This window comes from Bifidobacterium lemurum (assembly GCF_014898175.1).
In the GTDB taxonomy this organism is placed as follows: Bacteria; Actinomycetota; Actinomycetes; order Actinomycetales; family Bifidobacteriaceae; genus Bifidobacterium; species Bifidobacterium lemurum.
This window is the reverse complement of sequence record NZ_CP062948.1, coordinates 2,600,009-2,618,394: the sequence shown is the minus strand read 5'-3', so window position 1 is coordinate 2,618,394 and position 18,386 is coordinate 2,600,009. Positions and strand designations below refer to the sequence as shown.

Annotated in this window: 17 protein-coding genes; 12 read left to right on the top strand and 5 right to left on the bottom strand. The window is 61.3% G+C overall.

The features are described from left to right. Positions 1–263 precede the first annotated feature (263 nt). Entirely contained in the window at positions 264–881 is a 618-nt protein-coding gene (locus BL8807_RS10415; protein WP_159431899.1) for a TetR/AcrR family transcriptional regulator, read from the bottom strand. Positions 882–962: 81 nt separating this feature from the next. On the opposite strand from BL8807_RS10415, the gene BL8807_RS10410 reads away from it, so the two are divergent. Beyond that, entirely contained in the window at positions 963–1,700 is a 738-nt protein-coding gene (locus BL8807_RS10410; RefSeq protein WP_072726715.1) for a hypothetical protein, read from the top strand. Between the two features lie 123 nt (positions 1,701–1,823). Here the strand turns inward: BL8807_RS10410 and BL8807_RS10405 are convergent, their stop codons facing one another. Next, a complete protein-coding gene (locus BL8807_RS10405; protein WP_083570279.1) occupies positions 1,824–2,657 on the bottom strand; it encodes a response regulator transcription factor in 834 nt (277 codons plus the stop codon). After that, positions 2,654–3,988 carry a sensor histidine kinase gene (locus BL8807_RS10400; protein WP_193057468.1) on the bottom strand — a complete coding sequence of 445 codons (1,335 nt, stop codon included), beginning with the start codon at positions 3,986–3,988 and terminating at the stop codon, positions 2,654–2,656. Before BL8807_RS10400 ends, BL8807_RS10405 begins: the two co-directional genes overlap by 4 nt. Before the next feature lie 249 nt (positions 3,989–4,237). On the opposite strand from BL8807_RS10400, the gene BL8807_RS10395 reads away from it, so the two are divergent. Genes BL8807_RS10395 through BL8807_RS10385 form a run of 3 tightly spaced genes read left to right on the top strand, consistent with a single transcriptional unit; the run spans position 4,238 to position 7,682 of the window. Beyond that, positions 4,238–5,155, top strand: coding sequence for an ABC transporter ATP-binding protein (locus tag BL8807_RS10395; RefSeq protein ID WP_226847532.1), 918 nt, complete (start codon positions 4,238–4,240; stop codon positions 5,153–5,155). Positions 5,156–5,164: 9 nt separating this feature from the next. Continuing rightward, complete coding sequence (locus BL8807_RS10390) at positions 5,165–6,406, top strand: ABC transporter permease (RefSeq protein WP_072726712.1); 1,242 nt, start codon at positions 5,165–5,167, stop codon at positions 6,404–6,406. Further along, complete coding sequence (locus tag BL8807_RS10385) at positions 6,393–7,682, top strand: ABC transporter permease (RefSeq protein WP_072726711.1); 1,290 nt, start codon at positions 6,393–6,395, stop codon at positions 7,680–7,682. Before BL8807_RS10390 ends, BL8807_RS10385 begins: the two co-directional genes overlap by 14 nt. Positions 7,683–7,903: 221 nt before the next feature. On the opposite strand, the gene BL8807_RS10380 is transcribed toward BL8807_RS10385, so the two are convergent. Together BL8807_RS10380 and BL8807_RS10375 are read right to left on the bottom strand one after the other, a co-directional pair. Then, positions 7,904–9,256: a nucleobase:cation symporter-2 family protein gene (locus tag BL8807_RS10380; protein WP_072726710.1), complete on the bottom strand. Its 1,353-nt coding sequence runs from the start codon at positions 9,254–9,256 to the stop codon at positions 7,904–7,906. Between the two features lie 168 nt (positions 9,257–9,424). Next, positions 9,425–10,003 (bottom strand): xanthine phosphoribosyltransferase, encoded by a 579-nt coding sequence (locus BL8807_RS10375; protein ID WP_072726709.1) that lies wholly within the window; start codon positions 10,001–10,003, stop codon positions 9,425–9,427. A 206-nt stretch (positions 10,004–10,209) separates the two neighbouring features. Here BL8807_RS10375 and BL8807_RS10370 point away from each other — a divergent pair, with 206 nt between their 5' ends. The 8 genes from BL8807_RS10370 (at position 10,210) to BL8807_RS10335 (ending at position 18,362) form a co-directional block, all read left to right on the top strand. Next, the gene (locus tag BL8807_RS10370; protein WP_072726708.1) at positions 10,210–12,945 is read left to right on the top strand and encodes an ATP-dependent helicase; all 2,736 of its coding nucleotides are present in this window, start codon (positions 10,210–10,212) and stop codon (positions 12,943–12,945) included. 198 nt (positions 12,946–13,143) lie between these two features. Continuing rightward, on the top strand, positions 13,144–13,557 hold the full coding sequence (locus BL8807_RS10365; RefSeq protein ID WP_072726707.1) for a DUF4418 family protein: 414 nt from the start codon (positions 13,144–13,146) through the stop codon (positions 13,555–13,557). A gap of 5 nt (positions 13,558–13,562) precedes the next feature. After that, complete coding sequence (locus BL8807_RS10360; protein WP_072726706.1) at positions 13,563–14,774, top strand: ABC transporter permease; 1,212 nt, start codon at positions 13,563–13,565, stop codon at positions 14,772–14,774. Positions 14,775–14,880: 106 nt separating this feature from the next. Next, the gene (locus BL8807_RS10355; protein ID WP_072726785.1) at positions 14,881–15,876 is read left to right on the top strand and encodes an ABC transporter ATP-binding protein; all 996 of its coding nucleotides are present in this window, start codon (positions 14,881–14,883) and stop codon (positions 15,874–15,876) included. Positions 15,877–16,099: 223 nt separating this feature from the next. Next, complete coding sequence (rpsD, locus tag BL8807_RS10350) at positions 16,100–16,726, top strand: 30S ribosomal protein S4 (protein ID WP_072726705.1); 627 nt, start codon at positions 16,100–16,102, stop codon at positions 16,724–16,726. 266 nt (positions 16,727–16,992) lie between these two features. Further along, positions 16,993–17,667: a histidine phosphatase family protein gene (locus BL8807_RS10345; RefSeq protein WP_072726704.1), complete on the top strand. Its 675-nt coding sequence runs from the start codon at positions 16,993–16,995 to the stop codon at positions 17,665–17,667. 81 nt (positions 17,668–17,748) lie between these two features. Then, positions 17,749–18,126: a DUF948 domain-containing protein gene (locus tag BL8807_RS10340; RefSeq protein WP_072726703.1), complete on the top strand. Its 378-nt coding sequence runs from the start codon at positions 17,749–17,751 to the stop codon at positions 18,124–18,126. Then, entirely contained in the window at positions 18,126–18,362 is a 237-nt protein-coding gene (locus BL8807_RS10335) for a hypothetical protein (protein WP_072726702.1), read from the top strand. The genes BL8807_RS10340 and BL8807_RS10335 overlap by 1 nt, the downstream gene beginning before the upstream one ends. Positions 18,363–18,386 lie beyond the last annotated feature (24 nt).

The following is an 18,386-nucleotide window of genomic DNA, read 5'->3' as shown; positions in this document are numbered from 1 at the left end:
GCTCAGGAGACGTTGATGGCTATGTCGTCATGTCGAGCGGAGTCGAGACATCTCTTCTCAAAGCGTAGGCATTCAACGTCATCTTGGGCGGAGCGGCCGTTTCCTGTCATCCTGGGCGAAGTGAGCACGGCGAACGGAGTCCAAGGATCCGGTTAGCGGTGGGGTTGAACCAGAGAATGGCGAGTTGGGTGCGGTCGGTCGGATGTAGTTTGGCGAGAAAAAAGAGCGTCTTCGTTTGAATATCGGAACCGTATCTGACGAACTCATGGTTGGATGACCAGAGGGCTTTTCAAATTTTTTGTAATACCGCCTGCCATGTAATCACTGAGAAAACGTAGAATATCGTCGGCTGAATAAGCATCGTCTTTCTCAAGCCATAGAGATAAAACGTTAAACAGCGCTCCGACATTAAAGTAGACAATATATCGGCTGAAATCCGATTTCTGGTCGGACAGAGAAAAATGCTCGTCTAAAATTTCTCTGTTGATGACATTCAATACAAGATAAAGCAGATTGTCCCTTTGCAGCAGCTGAAAGAAATTCTTGTTGTGCTCAAGGATTCGGAACGCTTGTTCTATGATCCATGACAGAGTGACTTCTGATTGAGTATGCATCTCTTCAATGTAAGCTGATAATATTTTGGAGATGCAGCTAATTAAAACATCTTCTTTTGAATCAAAGTTACGATAGAACGTTTTTCTTGAGATTTGACTTTTTGAAATGATCTGCTTTACAGATATTTCTTCGTAAGCGGTGTCATTAAGAAGTTGATAAAAGGAATTGATTATCCTGGTCTGCGACCGTAAGGCGCTGGGATTATTTGAACGGTACATCGATTCTCTCAAACTGACACATTCGGACCAGTTTGTGTCATTTGTCATGAAAACATTGCTGACCTTAAAGTCCGACGCTAGCATATCAATATAAAGTGACATAACAGTTTACTTTTGGAGGAAACGGATATGGCTCGCGATGTTTCAATTCGTGTCGTAATCGATGGACGTGAGATTTCCAGAGAGGACGTTCAGAAAAAGGAAATGGAACGATGCGTTCATGCGTCTAGAAAACTTAACCTGAAAATCCAGAATGAAGAACTTTCGGAAATCCGCCAACTCATATTGCAAAGAAAGTTGGATTTAGGACAAGATGTCTTGAAGAAGCTCATGAGAAAAGAAACCCGTTTGGCGGATATTCTCGTCAGGAGATTCGTACGCTTGTCACATGAAGAATATGTGCTCTCTGGGATAGATATCTATGCGAATGGAATTTCAGCGAAAGACTTTACCGCATGGTTCGATCTGCAAGTCAAGAAGAATAATATTCCGGCGATGTTAGCGGCTCATCCTGAACATTACATTATTGATAACCGTCCAGATGGAACGCAATATGTGTGTGAAACCAATGGAGGGTCACCATTCGCGGCGGCGTTCACCATTTATTTCAACGAAACGAATTGCATCAATATTCCGTTGTTGGATAATCATCCCCACCGAATAGAAGGGGTATCGAAACTTTCTGATGGGAAGCGCGTCGGTGCCGCGAGACATCAGTTTCAGGACACGCCTGAGGGCTTGCACGGTCATCTCTGCATAGAATTCCCGAAAAAGACGATGACAGAAGTGGTTGATGGCCATAAGTGGCATCTTGCAATTGAATTCAGCAATTGGCTTGAAGCCGCCGCAGCTGATATCGGTTCTTAGGAAGATCGTTGTTGGAGCCTTCGCACGAAGCCTAAGCTGGATGGAGTCCGTGCGACCTTTCGCACAGGAAAGTCACATTGTCACACAAGACGAAATGGTGACATTCCGAGGAATATCACCATTCTATGCTCGTTTTGGGTGATTAAAAGGGTCGCACGGACGGTTGGAGGGAATAGTTTTGTGCGAAGTCTGTCTGAGCCAGAGGATGGCGAGTTGGGTGCGGTTGGACAGGTGCAGCTTGTCGAGGATGTTGCTAATGCGGTTGCGTACCGTGCCTTCGCTGAGGAACAGTTGCGCGGCGATCTCGCGGTTATCGAATCCTTCGGCGACCAAGGCAGCGACGTCACGTTCGCGGTCGGATAACGAATGCAGTAGGCGTAGGTCTTTGTCCGTGGCGCTGTCGCCGCCATTGATGGTGATGTCGCGGCTGCGTCCTCCGGCATTGTCGTTCCCGGCACGAACGCTGGGAGTATTGTGCGTTCCGGCGGAGGATTCAGATTGGGAGAGAGGGGACCGTCCGTCATTCTCCACGCTGCGTTCGGCCCCCACGCCGGTGAGTTTGCCAAGCACTTCGGCGCCGAGCACGATCTGTCCGGCCATCACCGCCTGCACGGCCGGTGCGACCGAGGCCACATCCTGTTTGATGAGGTAGCCTTTCGCGCCCAACGCCATGGCTTCGTCGATATAGGACTTGTCCGCGAAGGTGGTGAGGAACAGGATGCGGGCCGCCTTATCGAAATCGAGCATGCGGCGCGCGGCCTCCAGTCCGTCCATGCCGGGCATTTGGATGTCGATCAGCATCACATCGGGCCGCATCGCCGGTCCGGAACGGTAGCGTTCCAGCGCTTCGGCCCCGTCGGCGGCCGTCCAAGCCACTTGGGCGACGCCCGTCGCCTGAAAAATCGTGGTGAGCGACGAACACACGATGGCGTCGTCGTCCGCGATGGCCACTTTCATGAATCCGCTCCATTCCTCGTATTCCGGGCTAAGGATTGAATCTCGCCGTTGCGATGCGCGAACGGCGCTTTGGGAATCGACACGAACACCCGCCATCCATCGCCATGAGGGCCAGTCGAGCAGACGCCATCGAGAGCCCGCACCCTGGCTTCGATATCGGCCAATCCCATACCGCGGCGGTCCTCGCGCGGCATGACTGCGGTCCTGCCGGTCGGACGCGAGGGCATCGTCGGCGCGATCCCTCCGCTGCCGTGGGGATTCCTCCATGCGACGGCATCGCCGTTATCCTGTACGACCAGCTGCCAGAACGCGGGGAACTCCTGCGCGACCACCGTCACCCGGTTGGCCGTGCTGTGTCGCGCGGCATTGGATAGGGATTCGCGGATAACCACGGCGAAACAGCGGGCGACCGGCGCGGGCGCGTCGGTGACGGTGCTGCGCAGGTCGACACGCAGTCGGCCCGTCGAACGGGCGGCATCCGCCATCCACGCGGCGAAATCGACCCCCTCGTCATCAAGATCATGCACGGAACGCCGCACCATCGTCATGGCCTCGTCAAGTGTGCTGTGAATATCGGCGAAGCCCTGCTCGGATACGGCGTCATGCCTCGCTTCGGCGAGCACGCGCGACGCCTCGCTCTGCATGATCGCGCGGGTGAGCAGATGGCCCACATTATCGTGGATGTCGCGTGCGATGCGTGTGCGCTCATTCAGCATGGCGGTGCGGGTAGCCGTCATGCGATCCTCGTGGGCGTCGGAGAGCTGATCTCGCAGCGCCCGCACGCTGTTGCGTCGCTCATCCTGTATGCGGTTCAAACGAAGTCCCGTCAGCGTCTGCCGGTGCGCGGACGATCCCCACAGGAACGCCATCACCGTCAACAGGGCGATCACGGCACCGGTGGCGCGCCAGTCGGGATGGGCCAGCAGCGTCCAGCACAGCGGGACCATCCACAGATACGGCAATACCGTGACACGGCCAATCTGCCGCAGCCAGGATTCCGAACGCTGCATTGCGAGGCGTTGATGAGGGTTCCGTGCCGTGTTGGGATGATCGGCAAGGCGGCAGGCGTCGAACGCGACCGTCGGCAGGGTGAAAAGAAACGTCGGCAATATCAGCGAGCATACGATCATCAGACATCCGGGAACCCACGCCCAAGAGAACCGCATCGTGGTGAGCATCCATTCCGTCGCCGACGCGCAGCAGACGGCCGTCAGTATCACGGCGACATCCCGCGCCGTGACGGCACCCCGCCATTGGACAAGCAGCAGCGCGCACAGCGCCATCAGCAGCAACTTGTCCAATAATCCGGTCACAAGCATGAGTCTACTCATCTTCGTCGGCTGCGCGGCCGTGACAAATGTCATTGTCGAAAGTCGAATAGTGAGTGTGGTCACCGGTGTCGAGCCCTGCGCATGGGCGATGATGGAGGTAACGACGAGTATGGGAGGGTGATGATGAGGGATATAGCAAACGAATCGCGTCCGTCTGACGTGCGGGCGGCATCGTCGGCGCGGGATGGAGGCGATGACGTGTCGGATTCGGCGGTCGAAGTGAAGGGATTGGTCAAACGGTACGGTGACATGCTGGCCTTGGATTATTTCGACCTCGACGTGCGGCGAGGTGAGATCTTCGGTCTGCTCGGGCCCAACGGTTCCGGCAAATCCACGGCTATCAACTGCATCCTCGCATTGCTGACCTATGACGAGGGAGAGATCCGCGTGTTCGGCGAACCGGTCACGCCGACCAGCTACGACGTGAAGCGACGTATCGGCATCGTGCCGCAGAACGTGGCCGTGTTCAACGAGCTTACCGTCACAGAGAACATCGACTACTTCTGTTCGCTGTACGTAACCGAGCGCAAGCGCCGCGCCGAACTAGTCGATCAGGCCATCGATTTCGTCGGATTGGGGGAGTTCCGCAGGTTCCGCCCCGGCAAACTCTCCGGAGGCCTCAAACGCCGACTCAACATCGCCTGCGGCATCGCCCACCGGCCGGAGCTGATCTTCTTCGACGAGCCGACTGTGGCCGTCGATCCGCAAAGCCGCAACGCCATTCTCGAGGGCATCCAGCGGCTCAACCGCGAAGGTGCGACCATCGTATACACCAGCCATTACATGGAGGAGGTCGAACGGATCGCCGACCGCATCCTCATCATGGACCACGGCCGGCATCTCGCGCTCGGCACCGCCGAGGAACTCAAAAACATGATCGGCATGGGGGAGCGCATCAGCGTCGCGACCCTGGACCTTGACGACGTGACGCTGCGGCGGATCCGCGCGCTGCCGTTCGTCATCGAAGCCGCTTGGGACGGCAAGGAATTGGACGTGCGCTGCAGACGCGGCGAACGCAATCTCGCCGATCTGCTCGACATGCTCAACGCGTCGGGCGTCAACGTCGGGCATCTGACCAGCCGCCCGCCCTCCCTGAACGACGTGTTTCTGGAACTGACCGGCACCGCCTTGCGCGATTCGGCCGACAGCGACGGAACCGAAGAGTAGGAGCAGGACATGTGGAGTACGTTCATCGCCATGATGCGCGTCAACCTGCGCGACAAATCGGGCGTGTTCTGGATGGTCTGCTTTCCCATCATCCTCGCCACCATGCTGCAGGGTGTGTTCGGCGGCATCTCCGAGCAAAACGTGATCGAGCCGGTGCCAGTGGCCGTGGTGTCGGATGCGGCATGGGACGACGTGTATGGTGCCGAACGCTTCGTGCGGGCCTTGGCGGAAGGCGGCGACGGCGAGACAACGTTGGTGAGCATAACCGAAACAAACGGAATCGAGCAGGCCGAAGAGCTACTGGACGGCGGCGAAGTGAGCGCCATACTGGCCGCGGACGACGACGGCCGCATCGCCATGACCATCTCCGACACGACCGCGGCCCAAGTGCGGGCGGCCCAAGTGAACGGCGGCGACGCGACCTCGATCAGTCTGAGCGCGTTAAGCAACGTGCTCGACGTGTTCAACACGAACAGCGGCATCATCGCCGACGCCATCACCGCGGCACTGCGGCGAGATCCGCAGCTGGCCGGCGACCCCGACTTCTGGACGGCCTTCAGCGACCGCCTCGGCACCGACGCCGTCTCCTACACCAATGAGATCACGCTCACACGGTTCACACCCGACCCCATGGCCAGATACCACTTCGCGCTGCTGGGCATGGCCGCCATGCTGAGCATGCTATTCTCCTGCATCCCCTTGGTGTTCATGCAGGCGAACCTGACCGACAACGGCGCTCGCATCACCGCCGGCGCGCTGCCGAAATCGCGCATGGTGCTGGGCGTGTTCCTCGCCGGATGGCTGATGTCGTTCCTCTCATCCAGCATCGCGTTCCTCTATATCCGTTGCGTGCTCGGCATCACCGTCGGCGGACGTGAGATTCTGGCCGAAATCGGACTGCTTGTCGCCTCGTTCACAGCCAGTGCCTTGGGACTGGCGCTCGGCGCGATTCCCAAACTCTCCTTGAATGCCAAAAACGCCATATCGATCGCCATCTCCGTCGGGCTGTCCGTTCCCGCAGGACTGATGGGCATCACCTCCATGGCGCTCAACGACACGATCCAGCGCGAGGCTCCCTTGTTCCACCTCATCAACCCCGTCAAACAGGTCTCGAATCTGTTCTATGACCTGCTGTACTACGACACTCTCGCCCCGTTCGCCCAAACCATCGCCGTTCTGCTCGTCATGTCCGCGCTCGCCGTAGCCGCCGCGACGGCTCTGCTCAGGAGGCAACGCTATGCGCACCTGTAAAACCGCGTTTCTCGTCATCTGGTCGCATAAAGCCGGGATCTTCCTCGGCTATATGTTCGCCTGCAGCCTGCTGATGATTATGCTTTCCGTCGGCGTGGTCGTTACGTCGGACGATGGGAACGGGCGCTCCGACGCTTTCCAGCAGGTGACGGTCGGCGTGGCCGTCATCGACCGGGACTCCGATTCTCAACATGCGTTCAAGCAGGGGATCGAACGCGCGTTGGCTGACAACGCGACCTTCCACGAGGTGAGCGACACCACACGCGACATGCAGGATGCCCTGGCCGCCGACCAGATCAAACTTCTGGTCATCATCCCGCAAGACTACACCGAACGATTCGTCCAAGCCGCACGCGAGGGGAGTGCGATGCCCAGCGTGGACACGGTGACCGGCTCCAGCTCCGGTACGACCGCCATGGCCGGCATCCAAGTCAACGGATTCCTCGACGCGGTGCGCCTCGCCCTCGCTTCGGACATGGACGTGACAATCGACGAGGCGATCGACCTCGTGGTCGAACAACAGGCCGATCTGCCGCAGGTGACGGTGCGGACCGCGGGCGACGGCAGCACGTCGGGGCGTAGCACCGCAGTGTCGATCACCGCGTTCATTGTGGTGGCGGGCAGCATGGTCTACCCGATGATGATGGTGATGACGCTGGCCGTCGGCCTGGTGGTGTCGCGGTTCAACGAACCGCTCGTCCGTTCGCGGCTGGCGGCGCCGCCGCAATCGTCCGCGAGTATCGGCGGCGGCGTGATGGTCGCCAGTCTGGTTGTGGCGGCGGTCGTCTGGGCGTACCATGCGGCGTTGCTGTTGGTTATCGGTGCCGTGATGCCGGGCGGTTTGGGAGCGTTGGATCCGTCCCGCATCGCCTTGTCGCTGGCGGCGATGCTGGCGCTCTGCCTGACGGCATTGGCGTTCGGCTTCATGGTCGGGCAGTTCTCACTGTCGTGGAACGCCACCAGCGGTGTGGCCAATGTGGTGAGCATGGTCGCGGCGTTTCTTTCCGGCGCGTGGGTTCCCTCGTCGATGATGCCCGATATCGTGATCGCTTTGGCCAAGTTCACGCCCGGCTGGTGGTATGTGGAGTCCATCTACCAATCCTTCGGCGGACGCGACGCCGCCATCGCCGGAGCGCCTGATTTCAGCGGCTGGTGCGCATCGGTCGGCGTGCTGCTGCTGTTCGCCCTGGCCTTCGCCTCCATAGGATTGACGGTGGGCCGCGTGCGTCAGCTCAATCCCACGGCCGCCGGCCCTGCGTTGACGCAGGTGGTGTGATGTTGACGCCTTCGCACGAAGCTTAAGCTGGCTGGAATCCGTGCGACTTTTCCGCACAGGAAAGTCACATCGCTTCACAAGACGAATGGCGGCATTCCAAGGAATGCCGCCATTTTATGTTCATTTGGGGTGATGAAAAGGGTCGCACGGGCGCTTGTCGGGAACGACTCCGTGCGAACCCGACCTATGCTTCCTTCGCCTCCGGTGCGCTCAGACTGTGCTTATGCTTCCTTCGCTGCTGGCGCGCTCAGGAAGTGCTCCTCGCTGGGGAGGACGGCGTTGAGGATCACGGCCACCACGAAGGCGACGGCGATGCAGTTCGAGGCGAAGATCGACTGGAACAGGGCGGGGAAGTTCACGAAGATGTCGCTCACCTGCGTGAAGCCGATGCCGATGGTCAGCGAAAGCGCCGCGATGGTGATGTTGCGCTGCGTGTAGCCCGCTTCGGAGATCATCTGGAAGCCCGAAAGGATGATGTTGCCGAACATCATGATCGTGCAGCCGCCGAGCACGGACTGCGGCAGCGAGTTGAACACTTCGGCGATGGCCGGCACGAAACTCGCCACGATCAGAATCACGCCGCCGGAGAGGATCACCTTGCGGTTGACGACCTTGGTCATGGCCACAAGTCCGATGTTCTGCGCGAAGGAGGTCAGCGGCAGACAGCCGAACAGACCGGAGACGGAGGAGATCAGACCATCGCCCGCGATCGCGCCCGCGGTCTCCTTCTCCGTGGGCAGGCGGTTCAGACCCACCTTGGTCAGCGCGGCCGTATCTCCCAGCACCTCGACCGAGGAGACGACGTACAGCAGACCCAGCGAAATGATCGCGCCCCAATCGAATTCGGGCTTGAACGGCATGAACTGCGGCACGGAGACGATGGCGAGATCGGTAAAGCCGGAGAAATCGACCTTGCCCATGCAGATCGCCACCACATAGCCCACCACCAGGCCGAACAGCACGGACAGCTGCTTGGCGGTGCCCTTCATGAGCAGCTGGAACGCGAGGCAGGCCACCAGGGAGATCAGGCCGAGCGTGAGGTTCTGCCACGAACCGAAGTCCTCGGCTCCATCACCACCGCCGAACGAGGTCGCGCCCACGGTCAGCAGGGAGAAGCCGATCGAGGTGACCACGATGGCCGAGACGATCGGCGGCACGAAACGACGCCAATACTTGGCGGTCAGGCCCAACACCAATTCGAGGAGTCCGCCGACCATCACGGCGCCGACGACCGCGCCATAGCCTTTGTCGGCGCAGATGGCGACCGCGGCGGCCACATAGGTGAACGAGATGCCGGTCACCATCGGCAGGCGCGAGCCGATGCGCCACGCGCCGTACAACTGCAGGCAGGTGCCCAGACCCGCGACCAGCAGACCGGCCTGGATGATGGTCGCGGATTGCGCGTCCGTCATATTCGCCGCGGATGCGACGATGAAAATCGGGGCGAGGTTCGCGACGAACATCGCCATCACGTGCTGCAGACCGAACGGAATGCCCTTCCAGAACGATACGGGAGCGTCGAGGGAGGTCAGCGCCTCCATCGAGATGCCGGACTTCTTCTTCTCTTCAGACATGGGTTCCTCTCTGGGGATTCATTGGTGGATGTGACGTATGCGTTTTACGTCAGAGATGCTTCGACTCCGTTGCACTCCGCTCAGCATGACGACAACGAATCGTCATGCTGAGCGGAGCCGCAGGCGAAGTCGAAGCATCTCAAAGTGCGTTCATGCGGGAATCGTCGCTCAGCGGAACTCGATACGACCGGTCTCAGGATCCATGGATTCGACGATGGCCAGCGAATCGACGTCGTAGCCCTCCTCGCGCAGCTTGTCGCCGCCGCCTTGGAAGCCCTTCTCCACGGCGATGCCGATGCCCTCGACACTCGCGCCCGCCGCCTCGCACAGCGCGATCAGACCGCGCAGCGCCTTGCCGTTGGCCAGGAAGTCGTCGATGAGCAGCACGCGGTCGCCCGCCTCGAGATACTTCTTCGAGACGATCACCGGGAACTCCTTCTGCTTGGTGAAGGAATACACGGTGGTGGTGTACTGGTCGCCGTCCAGATTGATCGACTGCGCCTTTTTGGCGAACACGACCGGCACATTGCCGAAATGACGCGCGGCCATGCAGGCGATGCCGATGCCCGACGCCTCGATGGTGAGGATCTTGGTGATCCGCTTGCCGGCGAAATGCTCGGCCCATGCGGCGCCCATCTGGTCGAACAGGGAGACGTCGCACTGGTGGTTGAGGAAGGCGTCGACCTTCAGCACGTTGCCCGGCTTGACCGTTCCGTCCTGACGGATTCGCTCTTCGAGTTCCTTCATGAACAAACACTCCTCGTATGGTGATGCAAACGGTAATGGGTAAACCATACGCCCCATAGTTGACTCGCGGGCGCACATGCGACGTGCGCGTCGCGAACCGTCCTGACCCGACGGTGTGATAGACATGATGGGCGCATACGCATCGTCCCCGACGCATGACGGACCGGCGGAGGGAACGGACGGTTTGGATAGCAGGAGGAGCACCAGTGCAGCAGGATCCCGATGTCATCGCACGCACCGCCGAGGAACTCGTGGGCGACCTCAATCCGCAGCAGGGCGAGGCCGTGCAATACCAAGGCCCGGCGCTGCTGATCGGCGCGGGCGCAGGCTCGGGCAAAACCCGAGTGCTCACCCGCCGCATCGCGTGGATCCTCAGCCAATTCGGCGCATGGCCCAGCCAGATCCTCGCCATCACCTTCACCAACAAAGCCGCCGCCGAAATGCGCGAACGCCTCGCCACCCTGATCGGGCCGGTCGCCCAACGCATGTGGGTGTCGACCTTCCATTCGGCCTGCGTGCGCATCCTGCGCCGCGACGGCCAGTCCATCGGACTCAAATCGGGCTTCTCCATCTACGATTCCGCCGATTCGGAACGCCTGATCAAAATCATCGCCACCGAATTCAATCTGGACGTCAAGCGCTACACCCCGCGCTCCATCCTGGGCAAGATCTCCGACCTGAAGAACAATCTGACCGGATGGCAGGAATACCTCGCCGCGCACGCCCCGGACTTCACGCCCGGCCAGCGAGGCTACCAGTTCGGCCATGCCGGCGATCTGGAGGCCATCCACGCGGTCCTCTACGCCGAATACGAGCATCGTCTGGGATTGGCCAACGCCGTCGACTTCGACGACCTGATCGGCCGCACCGTCGAACTGCTGCGCAAGGACCCGCAGGTGGCCGACTACTACCACCACCGCTTCCGCTACATCCTCGTCGACGAGTATCAGGACACCAACCACGCCCAATACGTGCTTGTGCGCGAACTCGCCGGAGTGGACGCGCGCGAATCCGCGGACGCCACGCCCGGCGGCAACGGTCGGTTCGCCGGCAAAACCGGCCCCGCATGGATCACCGTCGTGGGCGACTCCGACCAGTCCATCTACGCCTTCCGCGGCGCGGACATCCGCAACATCCAGGACTTCGAGCAGGACTTCCCCAACGCGAAAACCATCATGCTCGAACAGAACTACCGCTCCACGCAGACCATCCTCGACGCGGCCAACGCCGTCATCACCAACAACGAGGGCCGCAAACCGAAGAAACTGTGGACCGCCATGGGCAAAGGCGAGCCGATCGTGGGCTACGCGGCCGACAACGCGCAGCAGGAGGCCGCATGGGTGGCGGGCGAGATCGCGCGCCTGCACGCCGAGGAAGGCATCGCCTACTCCGACATGGCCATCATGTACCGCGCCAACGCGCAGTCGCGCTCGCTGGAAGAGGCGCTGATCAACGGTGGAGAGCCCTACCAGCTGGTCGGCGGCACGAAGTTCTACGAACGCAGGGAGGTCAAGGACGCGCTGGCCTACCTGCAGGCGCTCGTCAACCCCGACGACGACGTGAACCTGCGCCGCATCCTCAACGTGCCCAAGCGCGGACTCGGCGACCGGGCCGAAGGTATCCTGCTCAACTATGCGCGCGAGCACGGCGCCAGCTTCTTCTACGCGCTGATGCATGTGGACGAGATCCAGGACATGCCCACGCGCACCGCCAACCAGTTGCGGGCCTTCCGCGACCTGATGGCCTCGCTTTCGCAGTTCACCCGCGCGCATGACGCCAAACCCAGCGAGGTCGTGGCCGAGGTGCTCGACAAGTCGGGTCTGCGCGCCGACCTGGAGAAATCCGTCGACCCGCAGGACGCCTCGCGACTGGAGAACCTCTCCCAGCTGCAATCCACGGCGGCGGAATTCGAGCAGAAAACCCCGGACGCCACGCTGGCGGGCTTTTTGGAGACCACGGCGCTGGTGGCCGACTCCGACCAGCTGCCCGACGAGGGCGAGGATTCCGGCAAGGTCACGCTGATGACCCTGCACACCGCGAAGGGCTTGGAATACCCGGTGGTGTTCCTCACCGGCATGGAGCAGGGCACCTTCCCGCATTCGCGCGCCATGGAGGATATCAGCGAATTGTCCGAGGAACGCCGTCTCGCCTACGTGGGCATCACGCGCGCCAAGCGGCGGCTGTATGTGACGCGCGCGGCCGTGCGCTCCCAGTGGGGGCAGGCCAGCGACATGATGCCCAGCCAGTTCCTCGACGAGATTCCTGACGAGCTGGTCGACTGGAAGCGGCGCGAGGCCGGCGTGGAGCGTATGCGCGGCGCGTGGGGGCGCGACGAGTTCGACGATGATTTCGGTGGCTGGGACGACGACTTCTCCTCCGGGACGACCTTCGGCGGCTCCGGTTCCTCGTATGGTTCGTCGTACGGGTCGGGTTCCCGATACGGTTCGTCGTATGGTTCGGGATCGTCGTCGTATGGCTCCGGCTCGCGATACGGCGGATCCAGCCGTTCCGGCTCCGGCTCGTATGGAGGCTCATCGTATGGTTCCGGTTCGAGCGGCCGCTCCTACGGATCGGGTTCCGGCTCGCGTTCGTATGGGTCCTCCGGTTCCCGATACGGTTCCGGTTCGGGCTCGTCCTATGGTTCCGGGCGCTCGGGTTCCGGCTCCTCGCATGGCGGTACGCGCGGCGGCAAGGTGACCACGCGCCGCGTCGCTCCGAAGTCCGGCGGTTCGTCCGCGCAGCCCGTGTCTTCGCTGGATAAGGACAACCAGCTGAACATCGCCGATTTTTCGATCGGCGACAAGGTGACGCACGACAAGTTCGGACTCGGCACCGTCGTCGACCTGCAGGACAAGGGGCGCAATTCGGTGATCACCGTCGACTTCGGCTCCGCCGGCACCAAACGTCTCATGCTTCGCGTGGCACCGATCGAAAAACTCTAAAAGAGTTTTTCATAAATCGGTGCAGCGAGGAGTCGGACAGCCCAGCGGGCTGTACGACGACGGAGCCATCCTTAGTTCCGATCGAAAAACTCTGAAGGAGTTTGCCGCTACCACAGACCGGCATGCAAATCAAGTCTTGATTTTCTTGATGTTCGGCTGCATAATCTCGAAGGTTTATGCAACTGATGAGAGGACATCATGAAGAACAAGCTGATCGCATCCCTGCCCGCCATCATCCTCGGCGCGTTGACCGCCATCGCCCCGCAGACCTTCGCGCACGCCTGCGCCGGCCATGACGTTCCCGGCGCCTGCCATTACTCGGCGCTGGCGGCCAGCGGCGTCGGCGTCGTCATCGCCCTGCTCGGCGTGGCCGCCCTGTTCGTCGGCACGCGCGAACGCATCGGACTGAACATCGCCGTCGTGATCAACGCGTTGCTGGTGCTCGCCATCCCCACCGTGCTGATCGGCGTATGCCAGGGAGCGATGATGCACTGCCGTATGGTGATGCTGCCCACGTTGATGGTGCTCGGCGCGCTCGCCATCGTGTTCGCCGCCATCGCCCTGGTCATGGACGCGAAGTCCACCAACGCCGCCGCCACGCGGGTGCGCTGACCGACATGCCGCATATCACCTTGGGCAGGCTGCCCTTCGAGAATCTCAAACGCAAACCGTTCCGCACGGCCGCATTGTTGGTGATCGTCACCATGCTCTCCGCCACGTTCTTCGGCGGCGCGATGCTGGCATTGAACCTCAACGCAGGCCTTGACAGCATGCAGAAGCGTCTGGGCGCCGACCTCATGGTGGTGCCGCAGAACACCGGCGCCAAAGCCGAGGCGCTGCTCACCAGCTCCACCTCCAGCACCTTCTATTTCACCAACGACATCGCCTCATTGGTAAGCAAAGCCGACGGCATCGCGCAATCCACCGTGCAGACGTACATCTCCTCGCTCACCGCCGACTGCTGCGACGAACAGGTGCAGATCATCGGCTTCAACCCGGCCACCGACTTCGTCATCGAACCGTGGATCACCTCGGAATACGACCAGACGTTGGAGACGGGCCAGGTGATCGCCGGCGCGAACATCAACGTGTCCACCTCCGGCACCATCAAACTCTACGACCACGAGTTCCCGGTGGCCGCGCAACTGGCCACCACCGGCACCAGCCTCGACAATTCCGTCTTCGTCAATCAGGAGACGATTCCGCGCATCGTGGGATATTCGGCCCAAGTGGGGCATCCCGCGATTCCCGAGGAATACGCCGACACGGCCGTCTCCGCCGTGCTGATCAAAGTGGCCGACGGATATTCGGCCGAACAGGTGGCCGACAACATCACCGAGGCCTCCGGACTCGACGGCCTGGGATACGTGTATCCGGGTGGCATCACCGCCACCACGAAGACGAATCTGAGCGCGATCGTCGGCTACGTCGCCCTGTTCCTCGCGGCCTTCTGGGTGATGGGCGTGGTCGTGCTGCTCGCCGTGTTCTCCTCATCCACCAACGAACGCAAACGCGAATTCGCGTCGCTGCGCATTATGGGGGCGACCCGCGGCACGCTGGTGGGGCTGATCGTCAAGGAGTCCGCCTTGCTGGGACTTATCGGCGGCGTGATCGGCATCGCGCTCGCCTCGCTGGTGATCTTCCCGTTCAGCACGCTGATCGGCCGCCAGCTGCAACTGCCGTACCTACAGGTCGGCGTGCCCACCACGCTTGGTCTGATGGCGGCCGGACTCGTGTTCGCCGTGCTCACCGGCATGATCGCTTCGGTGGCGTCCGCCTACCGTTTGTCGAAACCGGAGACCTATCTCATGCTCAGGGAGGGGGAGTGACGCGCATGATCGAACTCGTACCCTTTGGTTATCCCGAATATAGGGAAGAGGAGGCGAAGCGATGACGCAGATGGACCAGACGCGCGCGACGGCCTCTGTCGCAACGATGCAGGATCACGAAACGCCTTTACTTGCGATACGCGATCTGACCCGCGAATTCAAACGCCGAGGCGAGGCCTTCGCCGCCGTCGACCATGTGGATCTCACTGTGGACGCCGGCGAATTCATCGCGATCGTCGGACGTTCCGGCAACGGCAAAAGCACGCTGCTCAATCTCATCACCGGATTATTGACGCCCACCAGCGGTTCGGTGACATTGGACGGTCGTGACGTGGCCTCGCTTTCCGACCGTGAGATCTCGGCCCTGCGCAACACGGTCATAGGATTCGTGCCGCAGAGCCATACGCTGCTCGGCAACCTCACCGTGCTCGACAATGTGATCCTGCCCGCCGTGTTGGGCGGCGGAGGCAAGGTTCCGGCGGGAGGAGATCCCTCGACTGCGCTCGGGATGACGGATGATGGGACTTCTGTCGCATCGGAAGGCGACTCCTCCGCCACGTCGAGTGGTGATTCTTCTGTCGCATCGGACGACTCTTCCACCACCTCGGGCGGAGGTTCCTCCGTCATTCCGAGCGAAGTCGAGGAATCCCTTGCCAAGACGGGTGATGGTTCTCTCGTCATTCCGAGCGAAGTCGAGGAATCTCCCGAAACGCAGGTCGATCCGGACATGCCCGACGTCATCGCGCCGATGCCCGCCGCCGAACCCAACGCAAGCGAAGCCGACCCTCTGGTCGACCGTGCGACGGAGCTGCTCACCCGCCTGGGTGTGGCCGATCTGTCCGCCTGCTATCCGAAGGAGCTTTCCGGAGGCGAGATGCGTCGAGTCTCCATCGCCCGCGCGCTGATGAACGATCCCAAACTGCTGATCGCCGACGAACCGACCGGCGATCTCGACGCGGAAAGCACCGCCATCGTCATGCGTCTGCTGCGCGAAACCGCGGACCGGGGCACCGCCGTGCTCATGGTCACGCATGATCACGACGCGCTGGCCTACGTCGACCGCCGCTACCGTATGGACCGGGGCATCCTCACCCAAGACTGACGCTTGTCACGAGGCGCGGGTACTATGTTCACTTTGGTGTGTCCCATCAGGGGCGCACTGTCTGGAGCCTTAGCCCATCAACGGGTCGGCGGCCCGAATCCGTAAGGAGGCAGGCCGTTCGTGAGCGATCACGACGAAGCGTTGGAGAGGCCGGCTCAGCGTGGGGATCCACCCAAGGATTCCCGCGTTCCGTTCAGACAACGACAGAAAGAATAGGAATATCATGACGAACGTTCAGCGTTCCCGCCGTCAGGTGCGTCTTTCCCGCGCCCTGGGCATCGCACTGACCCCCAAGGCTCAGCGCATCTTCGAGAAGCGTCCGTACGCCCCCGGCGAGCACGGCCGCACCCGCCGCCGCACCGAGTCCGATTACGCGGTGCGTCTGCGCGAGAAGCAGCGTCTGCGTGCCCAGTACGGCATCTCCGAGAAGCAGCTGCGCGCCTCCTACGAGAAGGCGACCCGCACCGCCGGCCAGACCGGTAACGCCATGCTGCAGGACCTCGAGGTCCGCCTCGACAACCTGGTGCTGCGCTCCGGCTTCGCCCGCACGACCGCCCAGGCCCGTCAGTTCGTGGTGCACCGTCACATCCTCGTCGACGGCAACATCGTGGACCGCCCGTCCTACCGCGTCAAGCCCGGCCAGACCATCCAGGTGAAGGCCAAGAGCCAGACCATGGTGCCGTTCCAGATCGCCGCCGAAGGCGTGCATCGCGACGTGCTGCCCCAGGTTCCCGGCTATCTCGACGTGAACCTCGCCTCCCTGAAGGCCACCCTGACCCGCAAGCCGGAAGCCGAAGAGGTGCCGGTGCAGGTCAACATCCAGTACGTGGTCGAATTCTACGCTCGCTGATCCTCAGCGAACCCATCCTTTAGGACATACCGGGCGATGCCCCGTGGCCGAATGCGGCCGCGGGGCATCGTTCGTTGTGGCCGGGTTCGCACAGGCCGACGCCCCGGACCATCCCGTGCGACCCATAAATCCCGGCGAAACGCACATATTCCCGAGGAATCGCCGTCATCTTGCCGATTCGCGCTGTTATGCGATGTTCGGTTCGTGTTCGGAAAAGTCGCACGGAAACGATTGCGACTCCCCGTCGTGCGCGTACACTGGGAGGCATGATTCTTCATCTGCACCTCGTCCGGCACGGACAGACCTATTTCAACCGATACAACCGCCTGCAGGGCTGGTCGAACTCTCCTCTGACGGAAGCGGGACTCGCCGACGCCGTCACGGCGGGGGAGAAGCTCAAGGGGATCGACTTCGCCGCCGCCTACTGCTCGGACACCACACGCGCGCAGATGACCGCCGAACGCATCCTCGACATCAACGAGGCGGCCGGCCACGCACGTCCCACGCTTGTCGCGGACATGCATTTCCGCGAGCAATGCTACGGCTATTACGAAGGCCAGGATATGGCGATGGCCTGGTACGCGGCCGGCGCTCCGCACGGCGCGAAAACCTATAACGAAATCGTCTCGAAATTCGGACTCGCCGCCACACGCGACTTCCTTAAAGAGGCAGATCCCTTTCATGACGCGGAATCCGATGAGGAGTACTGGACGCGCGTCGAAGGCGCGTTCGCGCTGATCGCCGCGAATCCCGCGCTCAAAGGCGGCGACGATGTGCTGCAGATCAGCCACGGCAACACGCTGCTCAGCCTCGCCCACCGCTTCGGCGGCGACGATTTGGATCTGAGTGAGCGCCCCGCCAACGGTTCGGTCACCGTGCTCGATTTCGACACCGACAAACCCTTCGCCGAGGCCATCACCATCACCGCGTACAACCGGTGACGGTTCGTGAGTCGCACCTATTGATTAGTCTGGTGCGGTATTGTGTACGGAAGAGTTCGCTGAGCAGGAAAGAGGTTCAAGATGGCTGTAGGAGAGATCGCAGGTCTGATCGCGGCGATTGTGTTCGCGATCCTCGCTGGGTTCATGATCTACCCGCTGATCCGTCTGGGCAAGCTGTTCGACCAGATCGCCGACACCGTCAAGCAGTCCGGCGAGCATGCCATTCCCGCGCTTGACGAGTCCGTGACCACGGTGCGCCAGGTCAACAAGTCGCTGGAGGACGTGAACAAGATCTCCGCGGCCGCGTCCACCACGGCGAACAACGTCGGCGCGCTCACCGATCTGTATGGCTCGTTCCTCGGCAAGCCGGTGATCAAGGCGGCGTCCGCCGCGTACGCGCTGAAAAGCACCGCCCAATCCTTCCTTGCCAAGCAGAGCACCGACCAAGGGGAGAAGTGATGTTCAAACGACTGTTCTGGATCGGAATCGGCGCGGCCATCGGCGTGATGGCCGTCACCAAGGCGCAGGCCTACGTCAAGGCGCACACGCCCGACAAGGCGCGCCAGTTCCTGCTCGGCCCCGATCCCGAGAACGTGACGATGAAAACGATGGAAGGCCTGATCGCCGAATTCAACGCCACGCGTCGAGCCCGCGAGGCTGAACTCAACCGGCAATACGCGGACCGCGCCCGCTGAACACCTATAGGCGCGACTGTTTTC